The 22,182-nt window shown below is 56.6% G+C and carries 20 protein-coding genes and 1 pseudogene; 9 read left to right on the forward strand and 12 right to left on the reverse strand.

Annotated elements, in window-relative coordinates; all coding sequences use genetic code 11:
• Nucleotides 1-37: 37 nt before the first annotated feature.
• The 5 genes from EAW52_RS03155 to EAW52_RS03175 form a co-directional block, all read right to left on the reverse strand.
• Nucleotides 38-1,963 carry a DUF4105 domain-containing protein gene (locus tag EAW52_RS03155; protein ID WP_162997750.1) on the reverse strand — a complete coding sequence of 642 codons (1,926 nt, stop codon included), beginning with the start codon at nt 1,961-1,963 and terminating at the stop codon, nt 38-40.
• A 74-nt stretch (nt 1,964-2,037) separates the two neighbouring features.
• Nucleotides 2,038-2,358: a DUF2388 domain-containing protein gene (locus EAW52_RS03160; protein ID WP_122041382.1), complete on the reverse strand. Its 321-nt coding sequence runs from the start codon at nt 2,356-2,358 to the stop codon at nt 2,038-2,040.
• Between the two features lie 32 nt (nt 2,359-2,390).
• Nucleotides 2,391-2,681: a DUF2388 domain-containing protein gene (locus tag EAW52_RS03165; protein WP_372238900.1), complete on the reverse strand. Its 291-nt coding sequence runs from the start codon at nt 2,679-2,681 to the stop codon at nt 2,391-2,393.
• A gap of 95 nt (nt 2,682-2,776) precedes the next feature.
• Nucleotides 2,777-3,094, reverse strand: a complete 318-nt coding sequence (locus tag EAW52_RS03170) for a DUF2388 domain-containing protein (RefSeq protein WP_010796119.1) — start codon at nt 3,092-3,094, stop codon at nt 2,777-2,779.
• A gap of 47 nt (nt 3,095-3,141) precedes the next feature.
• Complete coding sequence (locus tag EAW52_RS03175) at nt 3,142-3,381, reverse strand: DUF1127 domain-containing protein (RefSeq protein ID WP_019367308.1); 240 nt, start codon at nt 3,379-3,381, stop codon at nt 3,142-3,144.
• A gap of 290 nt (nt 3,382-3,671) precedes the next feature.
• Between EAW52_RS03175 and argC the strand changes: the two genes are divergently transcribed.
• Nucleotides 3,672-4,625, forward strand: a complete 954-nt coding sequence (argC, locus tag EAW52_RS03180; RefSeq protein ID WP_122041383.1) for an N-acetyl-gamma-glutamyl-phosphate reductase — start codon at nt 3,672-3,674, stop codon at nt 4,623-4,625.
• A gap of 45 nt (nt 4,626-4,670) precedes the next feature.
• On the opposite strand, the gene EAW52_RS03185 is transcribed toward argC, so the two are convergent.
• Nucleotides 4,671-5,984 (reverse strand): FAD-binding oxidoreductase, encoded by a 1,314-nt coding sequence (locus EAW52_RS03185; RefSeq protein WP_122041384.1) that lies wholly within the window; start codon nt 5,982-5,984, stop codon nt 4,671-4,673.
• Between the two features lie 84 nt (nt 5,985-6,068).
• Nucleotides 6,069-6,557 carry an AsnC family transcriptional regulator gene (locus EAW52_RS03190; RefSeq protein ID WP_010796115.1) on the reverse strand — a complete coding sequence of 163 codons (489 nt, stop codon included), beginning with the start codon at nt 6,555-6,557 and terminating at the stop codon, nt 6,069-6,071.
• Between the two features lie 157 nt (nt 6,558-6,714).
• Between EAW52_RS03190 and dadA the strand changes: the two genes are divergently transcribed.
• The 5 genes and pseudogenes from dadA to EAW52_RS26725 all read left to right on the forward strand — a co-directional run bounded on the left by dadA (nt 6,715) and on the right by EAW52_RS26725 (nt 10,643).
• Nucleotides 6,715-8,013 carry a D-amino acid dehydrogenase gene (gene dadA / locus EAW52_RS03195; RefSeq protein ID WP_074827111.1) on the forward strand — a complete coding sequence of 433 codons (1,299 nt, stop codon included), beginning with the start codon at nt 6,715-6,717 and terminating at the stop codon, nt 8,011-8,013.
• Entirely contained in the window at nt 7,988-8,341 is a 354-nt protein-coding gene (locus EAW52_RS03200) for a RidA family protein (protein WP_010796113.1), read from the forward strand. The genes dadA and EAW52_RS03200 overlap by 26 nt, the downstream gene beginning before the upstream one ends.
• A gap of 80 nt (nt 8,342-8,421) precedes the next feature.
• The gene (alr, locus tag EAW52_RS03205) at nt 8,422-9,498 is read left to right on the forward strand and encodes an alanine racemase (RefSeq protein WP_122041385.1); all 1,077 of its coding nucleotides are present in this window, start codon (nt 8,422-8,424) and stop codon (nt 9,496-9,498) included.
• Nucleotides 9,499-9,650: 152 nt separating this feature from the next.
• On the forward strand, nt 9,651-10,205 hold the full coding sequence (locus tag EAW52_RS03210) for a cupin domain-containing protein (RefSeq protein ID WP_019367313.1): 555 nt from the start codon (nt 9,651-9,653) through the stop codon (nt 10,203-10,205).
• A 43-nt stretch (nt 10,206-10,248) separates the two neighbouring features.
• Nucleotides 10,249-10,643 (forward strand): annotated as a pseudogene (locus EAW52_RS26725) (cytochrome c5 family protein).
• Between the two features lie 50 nt (nt 10,644-10,693).
• On the opposite strand, the gene metK reads toward EAW52_RS26725, so the two are convergent.
• The 5 genes from metK to mdlC form a co-directional block, all read right to left on the reverse strand.
• On the reverse strand, nt 10,694-11,884 hold the full coding sequence (gene metK / locus EAW52_RS03220) for a methionine adenosyltransferase (RefSeq protein WP_010796109.1): 1,191 nt from the start codon (nt 11,882-11,884) through the stop codon (nt 10,694-10,696).
• Between the two features lie 102 nt (nt 11,885-11,986).
• The gene (locus EAW52_RS03225) at nt 11,987-12,970 is read right to left on the reverse strand and encodes a metalloregulator ArsR/SmtB family transcription factor (RefSeq protein ID WP_122041386.1); all 984 of its coding nucleotides are present in this window, start codon (nt 12,968-12,970) and stop codon (nt 11,987-11,989) included.
• A gap of 101 nt (nt 12,971-13,071) precedes the next feature.
• Complete coding sequence (locus EAW52_RS03230; protein ID WP_122041387.1) at nt 13,072-14,550, reverse strand: aldehyde dehydrogenase family protein; 1,479 nt, start codon at nt 14,548-14,550, stop codon at nt 13,072-13,074.
• A 16-nt stretch (nt 14,551-14,566) separates the two neighbouring features.
• Nucleotides 14,567-15,916 (reverse strand): aromatic acid/H+ symport family MFS transporter, encoded by a 1,350-nt coding sequence (locus tag EAW52_RS03235; protein WP_122041388.1) that lies wholly within the window; start codon nt 15,914-15,916, stop codon nt 14,567-14,569.
• Between the two features lie 76 nt (nt 15,917-15,992).
• Entirely contained in the window at nt 15,993-17,579 is a 1,587-nt protein-coding gene (gene mdlC, locus EAW52_RS03240; protein ID WP_122041389.1) for a benzoylformate decarboxylase, read from the reverse strand.
• A gap of 106 nt (nt 17,580-17,685) precedes the next feature.
• On the opposite strand from mdlC, the gene EAW52_RS03245 reads away from it, so the two are divergent.
• From EAW52_RS03245 to epd, 3 genes are all read left to right on the forward strand, one after another.
• Nucleotides 17,686-18,588 carry a LysR family transcriptional regulator gene (locus EAW52_RS03245; protein WP_122041390.1) on the forward strand — a complete coding sequence of 301 codons (903 nt, stop codon included), beginning with the start codon at nt 17,686-17,688 and terminating at the stop codon, nt 18,586-18,588.
• A 118-nt stretch (nt 18,589-18,706) separates the two neighbouring features.
• Nucleotides 18,707-20,704 (forward strand): transketolase, encoded by a 1,998-nt coding sequence (gene tkt / locus EAW52_RS03250; RefSeq protein ID WP_019367318.1) that lies wholly within the window; start codon nt 18,707-18,709, stop codon nt 20,702-20,704.
• A gap of 421 nt (nt 20,705-21,125) precedes the next feature.
• Complete coding sequence (gene epd, locus EAW52_RS03255) at nt 21,126-22,169, forward strand: erythrose-4-phosphate dehydrogenase (RefSeq protein WP_122041391.1); 1,044 nt, start codon at nt 21,126-21,128, stop codon at nt 22,167-22,169.
• Nucleotides 22,170-22,182 lie beyond the last annotated feature (13 nt).

Here is a 22,182-nt window from a genome sequence, read left to right on the forward strand (position 1 = left end):
CAGTACTTGTGAATGACGCGAAAAATAGAGAGCTGCCTCATGGCAGCTCCAGTCCTCCCGAAGCCTTGTGCAAGGCTCTCAGGTGATCACCCAAATGCTTGAGGTTGGCTTCGGTGTCATCAAGGCCGTTTTGGATCTTGCTGTCCAGTAGAGAACGCACTTCCGTATTGAGGGTTTCGCGCAGGCTGAGCAGATGCGCTTGGCGACGCTGACTCTCGGCAGTCAGCTTTTCCCACTCGCCCGGCTGAGGAAGGCCGTAGCCGCCTGCTCCCAGCAGCTCTGACGGACGGCTGAGGTAGCCGCTATCGGCCAGCAGTTGCTGCAGCGCATCGCCCGCCTTGCTGAAGCGAGCCTTCTCCTGAACGCCATTTTGGCCCAGGTAGCGATCCTTGAGCTCATTCTGGGCGCGGAGCAGCTCGCGTCTGAGCGCCGCCTGTTCCAGCAACAGCAACGCGGCACTGGCACGCAGGTCGGCTCGGTCGAACCATTCGCGGCGCTGCCGTGGCTCCAGCTCAAGCCAGTCTTCGACTTTCTGCTGAGGTAGGTTAAGCCGATCACGAGCAACCTTGAACATGGATTGGAAGCGGTCCCGGAAGGAGTCGAATCGATAACCCAGGCGCAAGGCTTCACGTTGATCGTTCAATACGGAGGTATCGGCAACGCTCTCTATCCGCAGGGCGTCCAGCAGGCCGATTGGCGTAATGCTGTCGAGCGGAGTCTGTTGCAGACGCGGTACGCTGTCATGCAGGAGCTTGAAGGTCTCGACGGCACAGTTATTAGAGACAAAGTAATAATGCCCGTCATAACCCCAGTGGGTTTGAGCGGTCCGCTCCAGGAGATCGGCAATTTCCTGGCGGCTGAGTTTGAGCGGAACGGATTGCAAGCCGCGCAGCTCGATCTTGGTGTATTCCTCGACTACCTGAGCCAGCGGAAGCACGAACAACCGGGAAGGATAGGAACCGGTCAAGCCATCCCAATTGGAGATCTGTACATCGTTGACGAAGGCCCGGAACGACAGCACAAGATGCTCCTGCAAGTCCAGGCGACAGTCGGGGCCACGCGGACGTCCGGGGGCGCACACGACAAGGCGCAGCATGCTGTGTCCCCAGCGGCTCATGACATGCTCGTTACCCTCGGCGAACAGATAGTCCACCTCGTAGACGCGCTCAGGATCAAGCCAGCCTAGCGGGGTCTTGCCAAAGTCACTGCCCGCGTTCAGATAGGGTAGTTTGCTGGAGCAGGTATCGTGAGGAGGAGACCAACCAAAGTGCTCGGTGAAATAGCGCGCCAGGGCCGGGCGACGGCAAGCGTAGCTGGGATCCAGCAGGAAGTACTCCATGTTCACTGCCACGAACTCACGAGGGTTGGTCACCTCATAGATATCGGGGCTGCGTGCAATGAAATTGTTGCGACTCTCGCGGGCGCCATGCTTTTTGACCTTGACCTGCCAGCCAGCCAGATCCAGCAGGCGGGGATCATCGGACAAGGTGTAGCGGCGACCGGCCTGGCCCTGGCAATGGATAGGCAGGTCAGCAGATTTGGTCGAGGAGGCCAGGGTACTACAAGCGATTATTTCCTTGCGCTCAGCTGGAGTCCAGGCCCGCTCCCGGTCATAAAAATGAGTAAGCTCATGCAGAACGGTCGCCAGCATTTCTTCTCGCTGGGTGCCATGGGGGCGACCGGTTTGAATATGAGCATCGCTGCCGTCGGTCAATGCCGGTAGCAGGCGCTCATTGAGCAGCAGGGTGCGACGGTCTGCGCGACCGTATGCCTGCGACTCAAGGTCCTGGCTCCAACGGACGGAGATATCCTCATCCAATGCTTGCTTGAAGCGGGGAGGCAGCTTGCCTAGTGCCTCGTTGAGTAACTGCTGGGTGGCCTGGGCCTGCTCTGGCGACAATGAGTGGTCGTCCAGATGCAGGCTCAGCGCCGCGTGAGCGTTACCGGCCCCTAGCCAGGCGATAAACGCGGTGCAGAGAAGGCTTGGTCTGGCGAGGCGGCCGAGCTTTCCTAGGAGCGCTCGGCGAAGGGCAGGTTTCACAGTGCAAGGATCGCCTGGGCAAGTTCGATATCACTGGCCTGGCGTGCTTCCGGCAGACGCTCACGCAGGGTCATGAAGGCCGCTTCCAATTGAGCGCCTCGGATGTCTCCATCGGATGCAACGAAGCTGGCCGCATCGCCACGGGCTTCCTGCACCACTTTCATGTCACGGATGGAGGTCGTGGTATCGGAAGTGAAATCGATACTGCGATCCAGCGCACGCACGATGATGTTGCTGGTCGCCACAACGGTATGAGCGTGCGCGGCGCTGGACGTACCCAGAACTAGCGCGGCTGCAAGAAATAAGGAACGACGCATGGAAAATCTCCTGAACGGAACGGTAAAGCAGCTTATTGAGCGAGGATGGCCTCAGCCAGTTCCTCATCGCTGGCGGTCAGCGTTGGATTATGTGAACGCAGCCAACGTAAGGCGGATTCAAGCTCAACGCTACGCTGAGCCCCGCCGCTGGCAACAAATAATGCCGCATCGTCACGTGCGTCACGTACTACTTTGTTATCGAACGGAGCGGACGTCACCTTGCTGGTGACATAGAGGCTGCGAACAATAAATCCTGTAGTGGGATCGAACGCGAAGGCGGGCGTGGTCGTAACGGCAATGCCTAGAATGAACAGATAACGCAGGCGCATAGGCAGGTAGGGTAACTCTTTCAAGAAAAACTACAGGCCAAGGCTAACGGAACGGCACCGCTGATACCAGAGGTGCCGTTCCGATGGACTTACAACGTGAGAATGGCCTGGGCCAGTTGAGCGTCGCTTGCCTCGAGCTGCGGTTGCAGGGCACGGATACGATCCAGGGCCGCTTCCAGGCGTACGCCGCGAATGCCGCCTTCGGTGGCCACAAAGCTGGCGGCATCGTCACGTGCAGCCAGGACGATCTTGTCGTCACGAATGGAATGGGTGATACCGGATGTGGCGTCGGACGTCGCATCAATGGCGTCGACGATCATGTCGGTGGTCACAAAGAAACTGGATGCTGACGCAGCAGTGGACAGGCTGAGCAGGGCAGCAGCGCCCAGCAGGTGCAAACGGGTCATGAATCTCTCCTGAACAATAAGGCGCGGTATGTACCGTCCTTACAAGACTAGCGCCAGAACGGCTTGTTCAGCTCGCATTGTTGCTCAGTTTTGGTCAGACCGATGTCCGCTAGTTCACGGTCGTTCAAAAAAGCCAGCTGTCTTCGCGTTTTGGCGTTCTGCTGCCATTTCTGCAGCATACAGTAGACGGCGCGTAATACACCCAGGGCACAGCGTGCCAGCCAATGACAACCATGAACAGACAAATGGATTGATCTGAGAGAGGGCAGCGCAGGCAGGTGTCGCATGGCAATATCCAGGTTCAGGACGGCATTTTACTGTGGCTTCAACCACCACTGTTCTCCAGACACAACACGTTGAAATGAAGGAGATACAGCCTCGTGACGCAGCCTGCTGTACCGGTAAAAAGCGCACCCAGCAGGGCAATGAAGCATGCTGATCCGATCATCAGGCCGATAACTGTTTGGCAATAGGGCTGCGTCAAACAGTAGGGTCTGGCTACAATGCATGTTCCATTGCGGCTGTTAGGTCCGTTTCATACAACGCCTGGCCGGCGCGTTTTGCATGAGGGCAAGTCATGACGTTCAAAGTATTCGTTGACGGGCAGGAAGGCACCACAGGGTTGCGTCTGCTCGATTATCTGTCCGGCCGCGATGACATCGAGCTGCTACGTATCGCCGATGACAAGCGTAAGGATCCAGCCGAGCGTGCTCGTTTCCTCAACGCAGCGGATGTAGCCTTTCTGTGTCTGCCCGATGCTGCGTCTCGCGAAGCCGTGGCGCTGGTGGATAACCCCAACACCTGCATCATCGATGCAAGCACGGCGTTTCGTACCGATAGCAGCTGGACCTATGGTCTGCCTGAGCTGGCCGCTGGGCAGCGTGAAAAAATCCGTACCAGCAAGCGCATTGCCAATCCCGGCTGCCACGCCACGGCATTTATCCTGCTGGTTCGCCCTCTGGTGGAGGCTGGCCTTCTACCGCCTGATTATCCACTGTCGGCTTTTTCCCTCACGGGGTACAGCGGTGGTGGCAAGAAGATGATTGCCGATTACGAGGCTGGGAATGAGCCCAAGCTGGCCAGTCCACGGCCATACGGCATGACCCAGGAACATAAGCACCTCCCTGAGATGCAGGTGCAGAGTCGTATTGATGAGGCGCCCGTATTCAGTCCAATTGTGGGCAGTTTCCTGAAGGGGCTTGCCGTGACGATTCCTCTGCATGTCAAGCACCTGGCCCAGGGCGCCAATGCCGAGGCGATCCAGGCGGCATACGCCAGGCATTACGCGGGCGAGCAGTTCATTCGCGTCATGCCGGTTGAGGATGCCGGCAATCTTGACGAGGGATTCTTCGATGTACAGGGCTGCAACGATACCAACCGCGCCGACCTGTTCGTGTTCGGCAATGAGGAGCGTCTGACCCTGGTGGCTCGTCTGGATAATCTGGGCAAGGGTGCCGCAGGCGCAGCGGTTCAATGCATGAACATCCACATTGGCGCAGACGAAGCAACCAGCCTGAATACTGGTCTGTAAACGCTTTGCGTTCAAAAAGCCGCGCCGGGTAACTGCCGCGGCTTTTTAGTGAAAGGCATCTTTCAGGCGATACCAGAGCATACCCAAGGCAAGCAGGGGAGAGCGGAAGCGTTGCCCTCCTGGAAACGTGGCGTGAGGAACGCTGTTGAACAGGTCGAACCCTGTCGACTGGGCAGCAATGGCTTCCGCGAGCAAATGGCCTGCCAAGTGCGTGGCGTTCAGCCCATGGCCGGCATAAGCTTGGGCATAAAAAACGTTGGGATGATCCTTGAGACGGCCGATTTGTGGAAGCCGGTTGGCCCCGATTCCAATCATGCCGCCCCACTGAAAATCGATGGTGACCCGATCGAGTTGAGGAAACACCTTCAGCATTTTGGGGCGCATGTAGCCTGCTATGTCCTTGGGGTCACGGCCTGAGTAGTGGCAGGCGCCTCCGAACAACAATCGGCGATCACGTGAGAGTCGAAAATAATCGACAGTAATCTGCTGATCGCACGCGGCTCGATTATGGGGCAGGATTTCCTCGGCCAATGCTTCGGGAAGTGGCTCAGTTGCAACGATGTAGCTGCCTGCCGGAAGCACCTTCCCGGAGAGGGCCGGTTCCAGATCCTGGAGATAGGCGTTGCAACAGAGGACCAGCGTTTCGGCTCGCACCTGACCTCGCGCAGTGTGAACGCATACTTCCGACCCATACTCGATGTGAGTGACCGCAGATTGCTCATACAGACGCACCCCCAGTGACTGGGCGGCGGCGGCCTCGCCCAAGGCAAGGTTCAACGGGTGCAGGTGACCGGAGCCGGAGTCTATGAGCGCACCCAGGTACCGCTCCGAACCCACTACGGAGCGGATTCTGTCGCGTGCAACGAGCTGAACCGCATGGGGATAGCCTAGTTGATGCAACTCCTCCAGTTCGGCCTGGAAATCTTCCAGGTGACGCGGTTTCAGGGCCAGGTCGCAGTAACCCCAGGTAAGGTCGCATTCGATGCCGTAGCGCTCGATACGTTGGCGTACCAGGTTTACCGCTTCAAACCCCATCTGCTTGAATGCCTGTACGCCCTCATCCCCAACGACTGGGCGAAACTGCTCAACATCATGGCCAACGCCTCGGATCAGCTGTCCGCCGTTACGCCCGCTAGCACCCCAGCCGATCCGGTGGGCCTCTAGCAGTACAACCGAGTACCCACGTTCTGCTAGCTCAATAGCCGTATTGAGCCCGGAGAGCCCGCCACCTACTACGCAGACATCTGCCCGAATCTCACCCTTGAGCGGGGCGAACTGCAGCGCTCGGTTAACCGTTGCCGCGTAGTAAGACGAAGCATGTGCGTGTGGGTCAGTGGATGAATGGGTCGTTGCATCCATGAAAGACAATCCTGGCGAAGCGTTGAGGTCGGACAATAAACGTTTGTAGGCGCCTGCGCCAAGCCAGGGAAGTGCAGACCTGGCTCAGTCCGGTACGGGAAGCGTCAGGGACTCCTTGACCTCTTCCATCACGATATAGCTTTTCGACTCCCGCACATGGGGCAGTTTGAGCAGGATGTCACCCAAAAGCTTACGATAGGACGCCATCTCTGAAATGCGCGCCTTGACCAGATAGTCGAATGCGCCGGAAACCAGATGACACTCCAGAACGTGAGGCAGCTTCAGGACGGAGCGGCGGAACTCCTCAAAGATATCACCCGATTTATAATCTAGACTGATCTCGACGAAGACCAGCAGGCTGGCCTTGAGATGCTGCGGATTCAGGCGCGCCGAGTAGCCCAGTATCACGCCTTCCCGCTCCAGCCGGCGTACCCGCTCGGTGCAGGGTGTCGTGGACAGGCCGACTCGCTCGCCCAGCTCGGTGAACGAGATGCGGCCGTCCTCCTGCAGGATACGCAGGATGTTACGATCGATCTTGTCGAGCTCGCGTCTCGCTTGGTGCTGGGTTCGCATACCTGGGCGTCTCCAAAAATAGTGTCTTAACCGAAGAATTACACCAAATATAGCCTTTCATTCAGTGAATACCACTGCTTAAGGCTTTTTATACTTTTCATATCTGCCTCAGATTTTATGAAACGTAGGCGATTCTTCGCGGCGAGGAGACACAGTTATGCGAGTACTGGTGCTTGGCAGTGGTGTAATCGGTACCGTCAGTGCCTATTACCTGGCGCGGGCCGGTTTTGAAGTGGTGGTGGTGGACCGTCAGGAAGGCCCTGCGCTGGAAACCAGCTTTGCCAACGCAGGTCAGGTATCTCCTGGCTATGCCTCGCCGTGGGCGGCTCCTGGCGTGCCCCTCAAGGCCATCAAATGGCTGGTGACTCAGCATGCGCCTCTGGCGATCAGGCCGACCGGCGATATTCATCAGTACCTCTGGATGGCTCAGATGCTGCGCAACTGCACGGCCGAGCGCTATGCGATCAACAAGGAACGCATGGTGCGGTTGTCCGAGTACAGTCGCGACTGTCTGGATGAGCTGCGTGCCGAAACGGGTATTGCCTACGAAGGACGCCAGTTAGGGACGACTCAGGTATTCCGAACGCAGCAGCAGGTCGATGCCGCTGCCAAGGATATCGCTGTGCTGGAACGTTCCGGCGTACCCTATGAGCTGCTGGATCGCGACGGTATCGCCCGCGCCGAGCCTGCGCTCGCCCATGTCAAGGACAAGCTGGCTGGTGCGCTGCGGTTGCCGAATGACCAGACAGGTGACTGCTTTCTCTTTACCAATCGCCTCGCCGAGCTGGCGCGTCAGTTGGGTGTGGAATTCCGCTTTGGTCAGAAGATCGAACGGCTCGAAGCGGTAGGAGATCGTCTCAATGGCGTCTGGATTGACGGTCAGCTGATAACAGCCGATCACTATGTCCTGGCATTGGGTAGCTACTCACCTCAGCTGTTGGCACCCATTGGCATCAAGGCTCCGGTATACCCGCTCAAGGGGTATTCGCTTACCGTGCCGATTACTAATGGCGATATGGCCCCTACGTCCACGATTCTTGATGAAACCTACAAAGTGGCGCTGACGCGTTTCGATAACCGTATCCGTGTAGGTGGCATGGCGGAAATATCGGGTTATGACCTTTCGCTTAATCCCCGCCGCCGCGAGACCCTGGAAATGATCGTAAACGATCTGTACCCGCAGGGAGGGGATCTGCAGGCGGCAACTTTCTGGACCGGACTACGGCCCACCACACCGGATGGTACTCCGATCGTAGGCGCTACCCGTTATCGCAACCTGTTTCTGAACACCGGTCACGGTACACTGGGCTGGACCATGGCCTGCGGCTCCGGACGTTTCCTGGCGGATGTCATCGGTAGGAAACGTCCACAGATCAGCGCCGAAGGCCTTGATATTTCTCGCTACAGCGACTCCAAGGAGACCCGTAAGAATGGCCATCCAGCGCCTGCACACTAATCGCCGCATGAGTGAAATCGTTGTTCACAACGGTACTGTTTATCTGGCCGGTCAGGTCGGTGAAGACCTGAACTCCGGTGTGGAACAACAGACTCGTGAGACCCTGGCCAATATCGAGCGTCTACTCAAGGAAGCCGGTACGGACACTCACCATATTCTGTCTGTTACGGTTTATCTGAAAGATATCGACGCCCACTTTGCCGGCATGAACAGTGTCTGGGACGAATGGCTGCCTGAGGGTGTAGCGCCTGCCCGGGCAACTGTGGAAGCCAAACTCTGTGAACCGGAAATTCTGGTCGAAATGAGTGTGGTTGCTGCGCTACCGTAAAGAACCAAAGAGCCCGGCGCCTGCCGGGTTTTTTATACGTCCTGTCTTTTCATTACCCGCCTGTTTTCTGAGAGATAACCATGCGCCCCGCCCGTGCCTTGATCGACCTTAACGCCTTACGCCAGAACTATCGGCTTGCTCGTGAGCTCAGTAACGGGGCAAGGGCGCTGGCTGTTGTCAAGGCGGATGCCTACGGACATGGTGCTGTTCGATGTGCGCAGGCGCTGATGAATGAGGCGGATGGTTTCGCGGTTGCCTGTATCGAAGAAGCGCTGGAGCTGCGCGAAGCCGGTATCAAGGCACCGATACTTCTGCTGGAAGGTTTTTTCGAAGCCAGCGAGCTGGAATTGATCGCTCGCCACAATCTGTGGTGCGTCATCCATTCGCCCTGGCAAATCGAGGCGCTTGAACGTACGGCTCTATCAGGCCTTATCCAGGTCTGGCTGAAGCTGGACTCCGGCATGCACCGGGTAGGGTTCTTTCCTGAGGATTACGCAGCAGCCTATAAGCGGATCAAGGCGACGGGCAAGGTTGACGAGGTTGTGAAAATGACGCACTTCGCCCGTGCCGATGAGCTGGATTGCTCAGCCACTATCGGTCAGCTCAAGACCTTTCAGCGGGCTACGGCCGGCCTGGAAGGCGCAACCAGTCTGCGGAACTCGCCTGCCGTGCTCGGTTGGCCAGAAGTGCCCAGTGACTGGGTTCGCCCTGGCATCATGCTGTACGGTGCTACGCCTTTTGAAACCGAACAGCCTGTGGCCGATCAGCTGCAGCCGGTCATGACACTGGAGTCGCGGATCATCAGTGTGCGTGAGCTACCGCCTGGTGAGCCGGTTGGGTATGGCGCACGCTTTGTTACCCGCCAGCCCTCCCGTATTGGTGTAGTCGCCATGGGCTACGCGGATGGTTATCCACGGCACGCGCCTGATGGCGCTCCTGTCATGATTGATGGCCATGCCTCTCGTCTTGTCGGTCGCGTATCGATGGACATGCTGACGGTTGATCTCACGGACCTGCCGCAGGCGGGGGTGGGAAGTCAGGTAGAGCTTTGGGGTAGGCAAGTATCCGCCAGTCAGCTGGCCGGTCTCTGTGGCTCGATCCCCTATCAGCTGTTTTGCAACCTGAAACGGGTTCCACGCCAATACATGGGTGAATAACCGTTAAAACACCGCGCTCGTCGGGTTGCGCAGGATTTTCCATCGTTCTGTTGTAAATACTGAACGCTATTGCCATGATACGGCGCGCCCGGCGCTCTGCGGCGCCTGCCGTTCACCTCTGCCTGTCTGTCATGAGAAGGAGGATACCCCCCTTGGACGTCGGTGCTCGTCTACAAACCATTCGCAAACTCAAAGGTCTCTCACAACGTGAACTCGCCAAGCGGGCCGGTGTGACGAACAGCACCATCTCGATGATCGAGAAGAACAGTGTCAGTCCTTCCATCAGCTCGTTGAAAAAAGTCCTGAGCGGCATTCCCATGTCCCTGGTGGAGTTCTTTTCCCTGGACTTGGCGGACGAGTCCGCTACTCAAGTGGTATACAAGGCCAGCGAGCTGATCGACATTTCCAGTGGCGCCAATACCGTCAGTATGCGGTTGATCGGCAAGGCACATCCCAGCCGCGCCATTGCCTTTCTCGACGAGACCTACCCGCCAGGCTCCGACACTGGCATGGATATGCTGGCTCATGAGGGGGAGGAAGCAGGACTGCTGATCGAAGGCCGCCTGGAGCTTACGGTTGGTGGAGAAACCTACCTGCTTGAATCAGGCGATAGTTATTATTTTGAAAGCAGCCGCCCGCATCGCTTCCGTAATCCATTTGATGAGCCGGCGCGCTTGATCAGCGCCACGACTCCGGCCAACTTCTAGCAGTGCTCAAAAAACCTGGTATGAACGCCCGAGGCATCCTGGTATATGCCTTTATGCCTTGATCTGGACGTTCTCTGCACAGGCCGAACAGGTAGACAGAGACGCCCTGGAGAAGCGGCTGGCGCCGGTGGGCAAGGTTTGTATTCAAGGACAGGACTGCCTTGCAGAGTCCGGTAAGGGAAGCCATGAGCAAAAGCCTGCCGGAAAAGATCCCGCTTAGGTCATCGACCGCAGTTGCAGAAGTTGGGGCTCCTGGGAGCGCCCAAAATAGGTGACAAAGCCAGCTGGGAGGTTCTGGCGAGCCAGAAAGGGGGAATGGATGGCCTGCTGCACAACGCCATCAAAGGTGTAAACGCCATGCCGCCCAAAGGTGCCTGTTCTGACTGTACGGACGATGATCTACGCCGTGCAATCCAGATGATGTCCGGCCTCGAATAGGCACAAGAAAAACCCCGCACCAGGCGGGGTTTTTCTTGTCGGTTGCGGCCTTACAGGCCAGCCGCCGCGCGCAGCGCTTCAGCCTTGTCTGTCTTCTCCCAGGTGAATGCAGTGAACGTATCTTCACCCACAGTCATCTCATAGGGAGTACGGCCGAAGTGGCCGTAAGCCGCTGTAGCACGATACATCGGGTGCAGCAGATCAAGCATTTTGGTGATTGCGTAGGGACGCAGGTCGAAATGCTCGCGAACCAGCTGAATGATCTTCTCGTCGCTCACCTTGCCAGTGCCAAAGGTGTTGATCGAGATGGACGTCGGTTGAGCCACGCCAATGGCGTAGGACACCTGAATCTCGCAGCGGTCAGCCAGGCCGGCGGCCACGATGTTCTTGGCAACATAACGACCCGCGTATGCCGCGGAACGGTCAACCTTGGACGGGTCTTTGCCGGAGAACGCGCCGCCGCCATGACGGGCCATGCCGCCGTAGGTGTCCACGATGATCTTGCGGCCGGTCAGGCCACAGTCACCCACTGGGCCGCCAATGATGAACTGGCCAGTCGGGTTGATGTGGAACTTGGTGTCCTTGTGCAGCAGTTCAGCCGGAATGACGTGCTTGATGATCAGCTCCATCACAGCTTCCTGCAGGTCGGTGTGCTTGACCTCGGGGTTGTGCTGGGTAGACAGGACGATTGCGTCGATACCTACAACCTTGTTGCCATCGTAACGGCAGGTCACTTGGGACTTGGCATCCGGACGCAGCCAAGGTAGCAGGCCTGACTTGCGAGCTTCGGCCTGGCGCTCAACCAGTGCGTGGGAGAAGCGGATCGGAGCAGGCATCAGCACGTCGGTTTCGTTACAGGCATAACCGAACATCAGGCCCTGATCACCTGCACCCTGGTCTTCCGGCTTGCTGCGGTCAACACCTTGGGCGATGTCCACGGACTGCTTGCCGATAATGTTGACGATACCGCAGGTAGCGCCATCAAAGCCGACGTCGGAGCTGTTGTAACCGATATCGACGATGACATCGCGAACCAGCTGCTCAAGGTCTACCCAGGCGGAGGTGGTCACTTCACCGGCAACAATGGCTACACCGGTCTTGACCAGCGTTTCACAGGCTACACGGGCGTGTTTGTCTTCTGCGATGATGGCGTCGAGCACCGCATCGGAGATCTGGTCGGCGATTTTATCCGGATGTCCTTCAGACACGGACTCGGAGGTAAACAGGGAGTATTCGCTCATCTAACGGTTCCTATATACCGGTGGGTGAGGCGGCCCGAAGGCCATGTCTAAAACAGTCACTCTTGCGGATTGGACAGACAAGCTGCCCACCCTATGCATCGTCTACGAACCAGGACGGGCGAAATGCCTGATCTGGATCTGGAAGCCATTACGTAAACCTATATAGAGGCTTTCGCCTGGCACAAGTCCTGCGGCAACGGCCCAACGGGCCAATTCCTCCTGATCGAACCCGAGCCAGAGATCGCCGCAGGCCGTCCGGGCCCAACTCTGGTCGTGGCTGCACAACTCTGTAATCAATAAACTGCCACCGGGACGGACCCAGTCCGCCAGATATTTCATGGCTTCAGCGGGTGCCGCAAAATGATGCAGCACCATGTTCAAGACCACGCAATCGGCGCTCAGTAAGGCATTGTCCAGGGCATCGGCCAATACCAGTGATACATTGTTCAATTGCTCGCGCTCACATCGCTGACACGCTAGCTCCAGCATGGCTGGGCTGTTATCAATCGCCGTGACCGACGTGAAGCGTCTTGCCAGTTCGGGCAGAAACCCTCCATCTCCAGGCCCGATCTCGATCGCTGTTGCCACTGGCGAAAAAGCCATCGTGTCCAGCAGGGCCAGAAGGCTCTCCTGATACTGAGGCAATCCGGCAATCAAATCCTGCTGCGCCTGAAACTTGTCCGCCATCCTGGCGAAAAAATCCCGGCTGGCCTCGGCCCGCTGAGCATGTACAGCCTCAATACGTGCCTGCGCTTCAGCTGGCAACTGCAACCCGTCCACCTCTGCCAGCAGCGCTGCGTGCAGCGCGCCACCCAGGGTGTCCAGCCGGGGCAGGGCGCGACGGTAAAAGATCGCGTTGCCTTCCCGGCGTGTCGCCACCAGTCGCGCCTGTGACAGTACCTTCAGGTGATGGCTCATCCCGGATTGCCCAGTATCGAAGATATGAGCCAGCTCCAGTACACCAAACGAATCGTTCGCCAAGGCACGTAACACATTCAGGCGCAGCGGATCACCGCCCGCCTTGCACAACGCGGCCAGCTCGTCGCAGTCATCATGGCGAAATGTAGGCACGCGCAAATGGTTCATGGGTGCGCAGTCTAGTGGCCGCCGAGACCAGCTGCAAGAGAAGCATCAAAAAGTTTTGATATTGAAAGAGGACGGTCATGGTGGCATGACCGGCCTACTGATCAGAAGGGATAGTGACGCGGGATGTGCTGGACGGTGATCCAATGGTCAGTCGTGAATTCGTCAATCGCCCAATCGCCATTGAACCGACCAATCCCGGAGTTCTTTTCACCTCCAAAGGGCGCATTGGTCTCATCACTGACGGAGATATCATTCACATGCGTCATGCCAGCCTTGATTTGCCTGGCAAACCGTACAGCTCGATCTGTATTGCCGCTGAAGACGGCGCTGGAAAGGCCGAATTCGCTGTCGTTTGCCAACTCAAGGGCATGGGCTTCGTCTCGGGCACGTAGAAGTCCAACGAGCGGGCCGAAAATTTCATTGCGTGCAATATCCATGTCGCGTGTCACTTCGCCAAACACATAAGGTGACAAAAGCTGTCCATCGACATTGCCCTCAAGCAGCACTTTGGCACCTTCCTGGCGGGCCTGTTCGACTTTCTGTTGAAGCCCTTCCAACTGGCGCTTGTTGATAATCGGACCAATGACCGTTTCTGCACGCGAAGGGTCGCCTACCTTGAGTTGTCTGACGCGCTCTACAAAACGTGCAGCAAAGTCATCATAGACATCTTCCTCAACGATAATGCGGTTGACCGCCATGCAGATCTGACCTTGATGTAAAAATTTACCCATGACTGCTGCATTAACGGCCTGATTCAGGTCTGCGTCTGCCATAACGACGAAGGGGCTGTTCCCGCCCAGTTCTAAGGCAACATGTTTGAGATACTTGCCTCCTCCCGCTAGACGCGCAATGTTCTGGCCAACGGGTGTGGAGCCTGTAAAGGTGATGAGCCCTGGAATCGGATGTTCAACAAAAGCGTCACCAATCTCACTACCCGCCCCTACAACAACACTGAGGACACCAGAGGGAAGGCCGGCTTCCTCGAAAATACGAGCCAGCAACAGACCTCCGCAGATCGGCGTATCGCTGGCCGGTTTGATCACCACTGCATTGCCTAGCGCCAATGCAGGTGCCAGGCTGCGTTGAGTCAGATGGAGCGGAAAATTCCATGGGCTTATCACACCGATGACGCCAATAGGCGAGCGATAAACGCGGCTTTCCTTGCCTGGCACGTCAGACTCGACGATACGTCCGTGTACACGTTTGGGGAATGAAGCCGCTTCCAGGGTAATACTGCGTGCTGAGCTCCACTCAATCTGAGCCTTCAAGCGAGTGCTGCCGGATTCCCGAATGATCCAGTCGATAATCTCTTCGCGGCGGCGATCGAAAATCTCGACCACCTTGAGCAGAACGGCTGCACGTACAGAAGGTCCTTGGGCGGCCCATTCCTGTTGTGCCTGTGCTGCTTTTTGATAGGCCTCGTCAAGATCATCCCGGTTCGCCTGGGAAATGTTGACTAGGATTTCGCCGTTGAACGGATCACTGACCATTAGCGTTTTGTCTGCGCGACCCTTGCGCCATTGCCCACCAAGGGGCTGCAGGTGAAAGTCGGTAAAGGCATTCGGTGTAGAATCGGTCATTCCGGTTTCCTTTCTTTCAAACGAGTTTTTTTACGGTAGTGCGAGCCTGCTTGTTTGCAGAGTAAGGGTTGTGGGACGGACCGTGAATGCAGCCAATAGCTATAGCCCCTATTAGTCCTGGCAATGCAAATGCCAGAAAATTCTGCTGGAATGGTAGGTTTAGGGCGAACAGGCTGCCCCCTAACAGCGGGCCGGCAATGGCACCCAGACGACCAACTCCCGCCGCCCAGCCGACGCCCGTCGAGCGAATATGGGTGGGGTACAGTAAAGCAGCGAAGGCGTGAATGACCGCTAGACCACCAATAGTGGTTGCGCCTGCAACAAGCAGAAGCGCGTTGAGTAAGATGGGGCTGGGTTTCAAACCAAGTAAAGCCAAAGAGACTGCAGCCAAGGCAAAAAATAGGCAGAGTGTGCCACGTGCACCCCAGCGGTCGGCCAGCCAGCCGCCAAACAGTGCACCAAGCGTGGCCCCTATATTCAGGGTTACCAGAAAAGATAGGCTTGACCCCAGCGGGTACCCTGCAGCCACCATCAGCTTGGGCAGCCAGGTGTTAAGTCCATAGCTCATTAGCATGCACATTGCGAAGCCTACCCATAACAGCAGCGTGCATAGCGCCTGACGCCCCTCGAATAATTGCGGTAACCGAGCACGCTGCTGGGCTGCGGTTGGAGTATTCAGATTCAGTGGCATCCCGGGCTGGTAAGTTGGATCGAGTTTTCGCAGTAGCCCGTCCAGTTCATCACGACGATTTTTAAGCGCCAGGAACGCTACGGACTCCGGCAGATAACGCAGCATCAATGGAATGGCCAGAGCAGGAAGGACCGCCACGTAAAACACCGATTGCCAGCCCCAGCGGGGAATAAGGACGATAGCAAGCAAGGCTGACAGTACTGCGCCCACGGAATAAAAGCTTGACATGACGGTAACAGCCGTACTGCGCCGTGAGGCAGGCGCAAACTCACTGATCAGGTTGATCGAGCTAGGTACTAGCGCGCCCAAGGCAAGCCCAGTGACAAAACGGCAGGTGCCTAGCATCCACGGTGTCGTGGCATGGCCTGTCGTGAAGGCTGCAGCACTGGCCAACAATGTGCAGGAAATGATCAGCTTTCGCCGACCCAGCCTATCGGCTAGTGGGGCAAGCAGCATTCCACCAAACATCATGCCGAACAGGGCGCAGCTGCCCAGCGTACCGGCTTGTACAGGCGTTAAGGACCACTCCTGCATCAATCGCGGGACTACCGATCCATAAATCACCATGTCATAGCCATCAAACAACATGATGAAACAGCCCCAGCACAAAATCGTAAAGTGTGTGCGGTTCAAGCGTGCTTTGCCAATGACTTCGGCAACTGATGTCTGTTGCATATCCACCTCTTTTGTTTTTGTTGTGGGTGTCGCAGCGCAGGGGTATAGGTGTCCGATCGGATAGCTATACCCGCGGTTACGGCTCGATAGTCACGGTAGGTACCTCGATCAGTACAGGTTCGTTGCCAGCCAGTGCTTCCGTTAATGCGCGCCGGAAGGTCTCTCGGTTATCGGTATGTATGGCTTTCACACCATAGCCCTGAGCAATGGCACAGAAATCAAGGCCGGGCACATCCAGGCCGGGAGCATCGTCAACCTTAAGCACGCCGGCAAACCAGCGAAGCGCTCCATAGGTGCCGTTCTTGAGAATGATGAAAATGACAGGGATGCGATACTGGGCCGCCGTCCACAGCGCGGTAATTCCGTAATTGGCTGAGCCGTCACCTATGATTCCAATAACCCTGCGCTGTGGTTGCGCCAATTGAACGCCCACTGCTGCCGGTAAGCCAAAACCCAACCCTCCGGCTGCGGGGAAAAAGTAGCTTCCAGGCTGTTTCATCTCGATGCGCTGCCAGAAGGCAGATACCGTGGAAGTGGACTCTTTCACGTAAATGGCGTCTTTCGGCGCGCACTCGTTGATCACATCGAAAACGGTTTCCGGGCGGAGCAGGTGAGGCTCATCCGTATAGTGCTCCGGATGCTGCAGTGGCTCGGGCATTGGGCGACTGCTCGGGGAAACCTCATCGGTCAAAGCCTTCAGGGTTAGGGCAATGTCCCCGACCAGGGCATTTCCCATGGGCGCACGGGCGGCTTCTTGTGGATCGCAGGTGATATGAAAAAGCTGCGTGCCGGCAGGAAGGTAATCGCCCGGTGCATACTGATGATAGCGAAACACGGGGGCACCAACGACCAAGATCAGATCATGTGTAGCCAGCAATCGACTGATCTCGGCAATGGCTGCAGGCAATACACCTCGAAAGCAAGGGTGACGTGTTGGAAAAGGACAGCGCGATGCAGAGGGCGCTATCCAAGTCGTCATGCGTAGCTTTTCAGCGAGGGCAACGGCAAATTCATTGGCCTGATAACCGTCTACATCAGGGCCCAGCACCAATACGGGATTACGCGCAGTGCAAAGGTGTTCGGTCAGCTCGCGCAGTTGAGCAGAAGAGGGGAGACCTGCGTGAGCAACCTCCCGTGCAGTCAAATGTTCTACACCTGGTGGCGCTTCTTTCGCCCAGTCATCGTAAGGAATAGACAGATATACCGGCGCTCTGGGCGGCAAGCTGGCGGTATGAATGGCCTGACTCAGCGCACGAGGTACATCTTCAGCCGTTGCTGGCTCATAGCTCCACTTTACCAAGGGCTTGGGTAGCTGAGGCGCATCAACATTGGCGAGCATTGCTTCAACACCAATCATCGAGCGAACCTGCTGTCCTGCCGTTAAGACAAGCGGACTATGCGAATACCAGGCGTTGGTGAGAGCACCCATGCCATTGCCGGTACCGGCAGCAGCATGCAAATTGACGAACGCTGGCTTACCGCTGGCTAGTGCAAAGCCATCCGCCATACCAACTACCGCTCCCTCATGTAATCCCAGGATGTAGCGAAAGTCTTTGGGAAAATCTTTGAGAAAAGGCAGTTCATTGGAGCCGGGATTGCCAAAAATGGTAGTCAAGCCATAGCGGCGCAAAATATCGTATGAAGCGGAGTGAACGGTTTTCATCAGCGAGCCTGTTATAGATGTTCTTGTCGCTGGCACTCTGTCGCTTCACAATAAATTGATCAAATCGATAGTTTTTCTTCTAAAAATAAAGCTGGTTTATAAAGATATGGGCCAGATTGATCTTAATCTGATCAGGACGTTTGTGACGCTTTACGATTCCGGCAGTGTAACGGTCGCTGCTGAGCGGCTGTTCGTAACACAGCCCTCTGTCAGTTATGCTCTTGCGCGGCTGCGGGAATTGTTTGACGATCCGTTATTTGTTCGTAACCGTGATGGGATGCAGCCAACCTCTGTCGCCCGAACGCTTTATGCCACGTTCAAAGACGCCTTGAGCCGTATCGAGGGAACGGTTGAAGGGATTCGAGAGTTCGATCCGCATAAGACGGCGCGGTGTTTCCGTATCGCTTTATCAGATTTGGGTGAAATGGCCTTGCTGCCTTTGATCCTGCATCGACTCAACAGGCTGGCACCTCAGGCGGAGCTTGAAGTCGTGCCCTTGGAAATTGATCAGGTAAATGAGTGGTTGAGCATAGGCAAGGTTGACGCAGCCATTTGCAGCCGGCCTCTCTCGAGTACAGGTATCGTTCGGCAGGCTCTGATCGATGAGCGTTATGTCTGTTTGCTCAGTCGTAAACACTCACGGATAAAGCGCGAATTGACTCTTGAGCAATTCCAGAGAGAAAGTCATGTGCTGGTAACTCGAGCCTCTGGTCACGGGATGGCAGAGGATGTAATAGAGAGATTGGGTATCTCGCGGCGTATTGCATTGCGCATTCCTCATTTTTCCGTGCTTCCAAAAATCATTCCTCAAACGGACCTGCTCGTCATCCTTCCCTCACAGATCGCCACGTTGTTTGCAGCAGAGCACCCGTTGCGCATATGTAACCTGCCTTTCGACGTGCCTAGTTTTAAGGTCACGCTGCACTGGCATGAGCGTAGTAACACCTCTGTTGCCTTGCGCTGGTTTTTGGGGCTGGTGGCGGAGGCCATCACGCAATCGAGACCGTGACGAACCATTAACGTGGCTGAAGCCAAGCTGGATATGACCGTTCGGATTGCTCCTGCGTGCCCGGCTAGGCACAATAAAACTTCCTTTAAACGTTTGACCCCTTTTCAGGAGATCAGCGATGCCCAGTCGTCGTGACCGTGCCAACGCCATCCGCGCGCTCAGCATGGATGCCGTACAAAAAGCCAACAGCGGCCACCCCGGCGCCCCTATGGGGATGGCCGATATTGCCGAAGTGCTCTGGCGCGATTACCTCAAGCACAACCCGGTGAACCCAAAGTGGGCCGACCGCGACCGCTTCGTGCTGTCCAATGGTCACGGCTCCATGCTGATCTATTCCCTGCTGCACCTGACCGGTTACGACCTCTCCATCGACGATCTGAAAAATTTCCGTCAGCTTCACAGCCGCACGCCTGGCCACCCCGAGTATGGCTATACCGCCGGTGTCGAGACCACGACCGGCCCGCTGGGGCAGGGCATCGCCAACGCAGTGGGTTTCGCCTTGGCTGAAAAGATCATGGCGGCGCAGTTCAACCGCGAAGGCCATAACATCGTTGACCATTATACCTATGTTTTCATGGGTGATGGCTGCATGATGGAAGGCATTTCTCACGAAGTCTGTTCACTGGCTGGCACGCTGCGCCTGTCCAAGCTGATCGCCTTCTATGATGACAACGGCATATCCATTGATGGCGAAGTCCACGGCTGGTTTACCGACGATACGCCCAAACGCTTCGAAGCCTATGGCTGGCAAGTGATCCGTAACGTCGACGGTCACGACCCGGAAGAAATCAAGACGGCACTGGAGACGGCTCGCAAGAGCGACCAGCCGACCCTGATCTGCTGCAAGACCATTATTGGTTTTGGTTCGCCCAACAAGCAGGGCAAGGAAGAATCCCATGGCGCGGCCTTGGGTGACGCCGAAGTAGCGGCCACCCGTGAAGCGCTGGGCTGGAAACACGCTGCCTTCGAAATTCCGCAGGATATCTACGCCGAATGGGACGCCAAGGACGCAGGCTCTAAAGCGGAAAGCGAGTGGAACAAGCGATTCAACGCTTACGCTGAGGCTTATCCTGAACTGGCCGCCGAGTTTACCCGCCGTATGGCCGGTGAGCTGCCAGCTGACTTTGATGAAAAGGCGTCGGCGTTCATCCGTGAGGTAGCTGCCAAGGGCGAAACCATCGCCAGCCGCAAAGCCAGCCAGAACTGCCTGCACTTCTTTGGCCCGCTACTGCCTGAGTTGTTGGGCGGCTCGGCCGACCTGGCCGGCTCCAACCTGACGATGTGGAAGGGCTGCAAGCCGGTTGTCGAGGAAGACGCCTCCGGCAACTACATGTATTACGGCGTACGCGAGTTCGGCATGAGCGCCATCATGAACGGCGTGGCCTTGCATGGTGGCCTGATTCCTTACGGCGGCACCTTCCTGATGTTCATGGAATACGCTCGTAATGCCGTGCGTATGTCGGCACTGATGAAGCAGCGCATCATCTATGTCTTCACCCATGATTCCATCGGTCTGGGCGAGGATGGCCCGACGCACCAGCCGGTCGAGCAGATTGCATCCCTGCGTTATACGCCCAACCTGGATACCTGGCGTCCTGCCGATGCGGTCGAGGCTGCGGTATCCTGGAAGACGGCTCTGGAGCGTAAGGATGGCCCGTCAGCGCTGATCTTCTCTCGACAGAATCTGCCTCATCACCTGCGTGACAATGAAACCGAAGCGGCCATTGCCCACGGTGGCTACGTGCTGAAGAGCTGTGAAGGTGAGCCAGAGCTGATCTTTATCGCTACCGGCTCGGAAGTGTCGCTGGCTGTTCAAGCGTACGACAAGCTCACCGCGGAAGGGCGCAAGGTTCGCGTGGTATCCATGCCTTGCACCAGCGCATTCGAGCGTCAGAGCGCCGAGTATCGTCAATCGGTATTGCCGGTTGAGGTTGGTGCCCGTATTGCCATTGAAGCGGGTATTGCGGACTACTGGTACAAGTACGTTGGCCTGGATGGTCGTGTGATCGGCATGACAACGTATGGTGAGTCGGCTCCGGCGCCGGCACTGATGGAGCATTTCGGCTTCACGCTGGATAACGTGCTGGCAGTTGCAAACGAGCTGCTTGAGGACTGATCCTCCAGTGAGATAATGAAAACGCCACGGTGAGAATCGTGGCGTTTTTTATTATTTGCTGTTTACCAGATAAACGCCGTTATTTTTGTAATACCAGCCCAATTATCCATTAAGAGCGTGGAGGAAGATTCTTTTGCCATACTCATGATCTCAGAGTGTGTTTTAGAATCAACGACACCGTGGTGTTCCAGTATTTTGTAGCCAATCCGTCTATGGACTACGAAAAAGCGTGTTTTATTTTGCAAATGAAGCGGCATCTTCAGCAAATTCGCTTCTGGCTACGCTAATCTTTTCTGGATTCGCTCGCCTAGATTGTCTGAAAGCCTACACTTAGGGCTTGTGTAGTGTGTCATTGCTCAGGCTACACTTGTAACATCACTAGCCATTGCTTATTCAATTCTGGACACCGAAACCCACTTTCATGGCTGATTCTCTTTATCGTGTTGCGCTCAATGGCTACGGCCGTGTCGGTCGGTGCCTGGTCCGTGCGTTACATGAGCGCAGCGCCTCGGTTGATTTCGAACTCGTGGCGTTGAATGACTTGGCTGACCTGCCAAGTCTGGAGTACCTGACACGCTTCGACTCGACTCACGGACGCTTTCCCGGCGAAGTTGCCATAGAAGGGGATCGCTTGCGTATCAATGGCTGCAGTATGCATGTGCAGCGCTGCGCCAATCCTGACGACATTGACTGGAGGCGTCTGGGCGTCGATCTGGTTCTCGAATGCTCTGGCGCCTTCAGCACCCGTGCAGACGGTGAGCGTTTTCTTGCAGCCGGTGCGCCCCGCGTCTTGTTTTCCCAGCCGATGGCCAGCGAAAGCGACGTAGACGCCACCATTGTGTATGGCGTCAATCAGGGCAGCTTGCGCGGGACTGAGAGGCTTGTCTCGAATGCCTCCTGTACTACCAATTGCAGCGTGCCGCTGTTGAAACTTTTGAACGAAGTCGTGGGTCTTGAATACGTCTCGATAACCACGATTCATTCAGCCATGAATGACCAACCCGTGATCGACGCCTATCACGCCGATGATCTGCGCCGTACCCGCTCGGCCTTTCAATCGATCATTCCGGTCTCTACAGGGCTGGATCGTGGAATCGAGCGCCTGTTGCCGGAGCTGGCGGGGCGCGTTCAGGCCAAGGCCATTCGTGTACCGACCGTAAATGTGTCGGCGCTGGATATCACTTGTCATGTTTCGCGTGATACCACTGTCTCGGAAGTTAATGGTCTGCTCCGCGAGGCTGCGATGGGTGGCCCTTTGCAGCATCTGGTGAACTACACCGAGTTGCCGCACGCGTCCTGCGACTTCAATCATGATCCCCATTCCGCCATCGTTGATGGCAGTCAAACCCGTGTATCGGGGCCAAGGCTCGTCAATCTGCTGGCCTGGTTCGACAATGAATGGGGCTTTGCCAACCGCATGATCGACGTGGCAAGTCATTTCTTGCGCGTCGCCAAGCCGATCTGAACAAGCACAACGA

The organism is Pseudomonas sp. LTJR-52 (assembly GCF_003691465.1).
GTDB classification, from domain to species: Bacteria; Pseudomonadota; Gammaproteobacteria; order Pseudomonadales; family Pseudomonadaceae; genus Chryseomonas; species Chryseomonas luteola.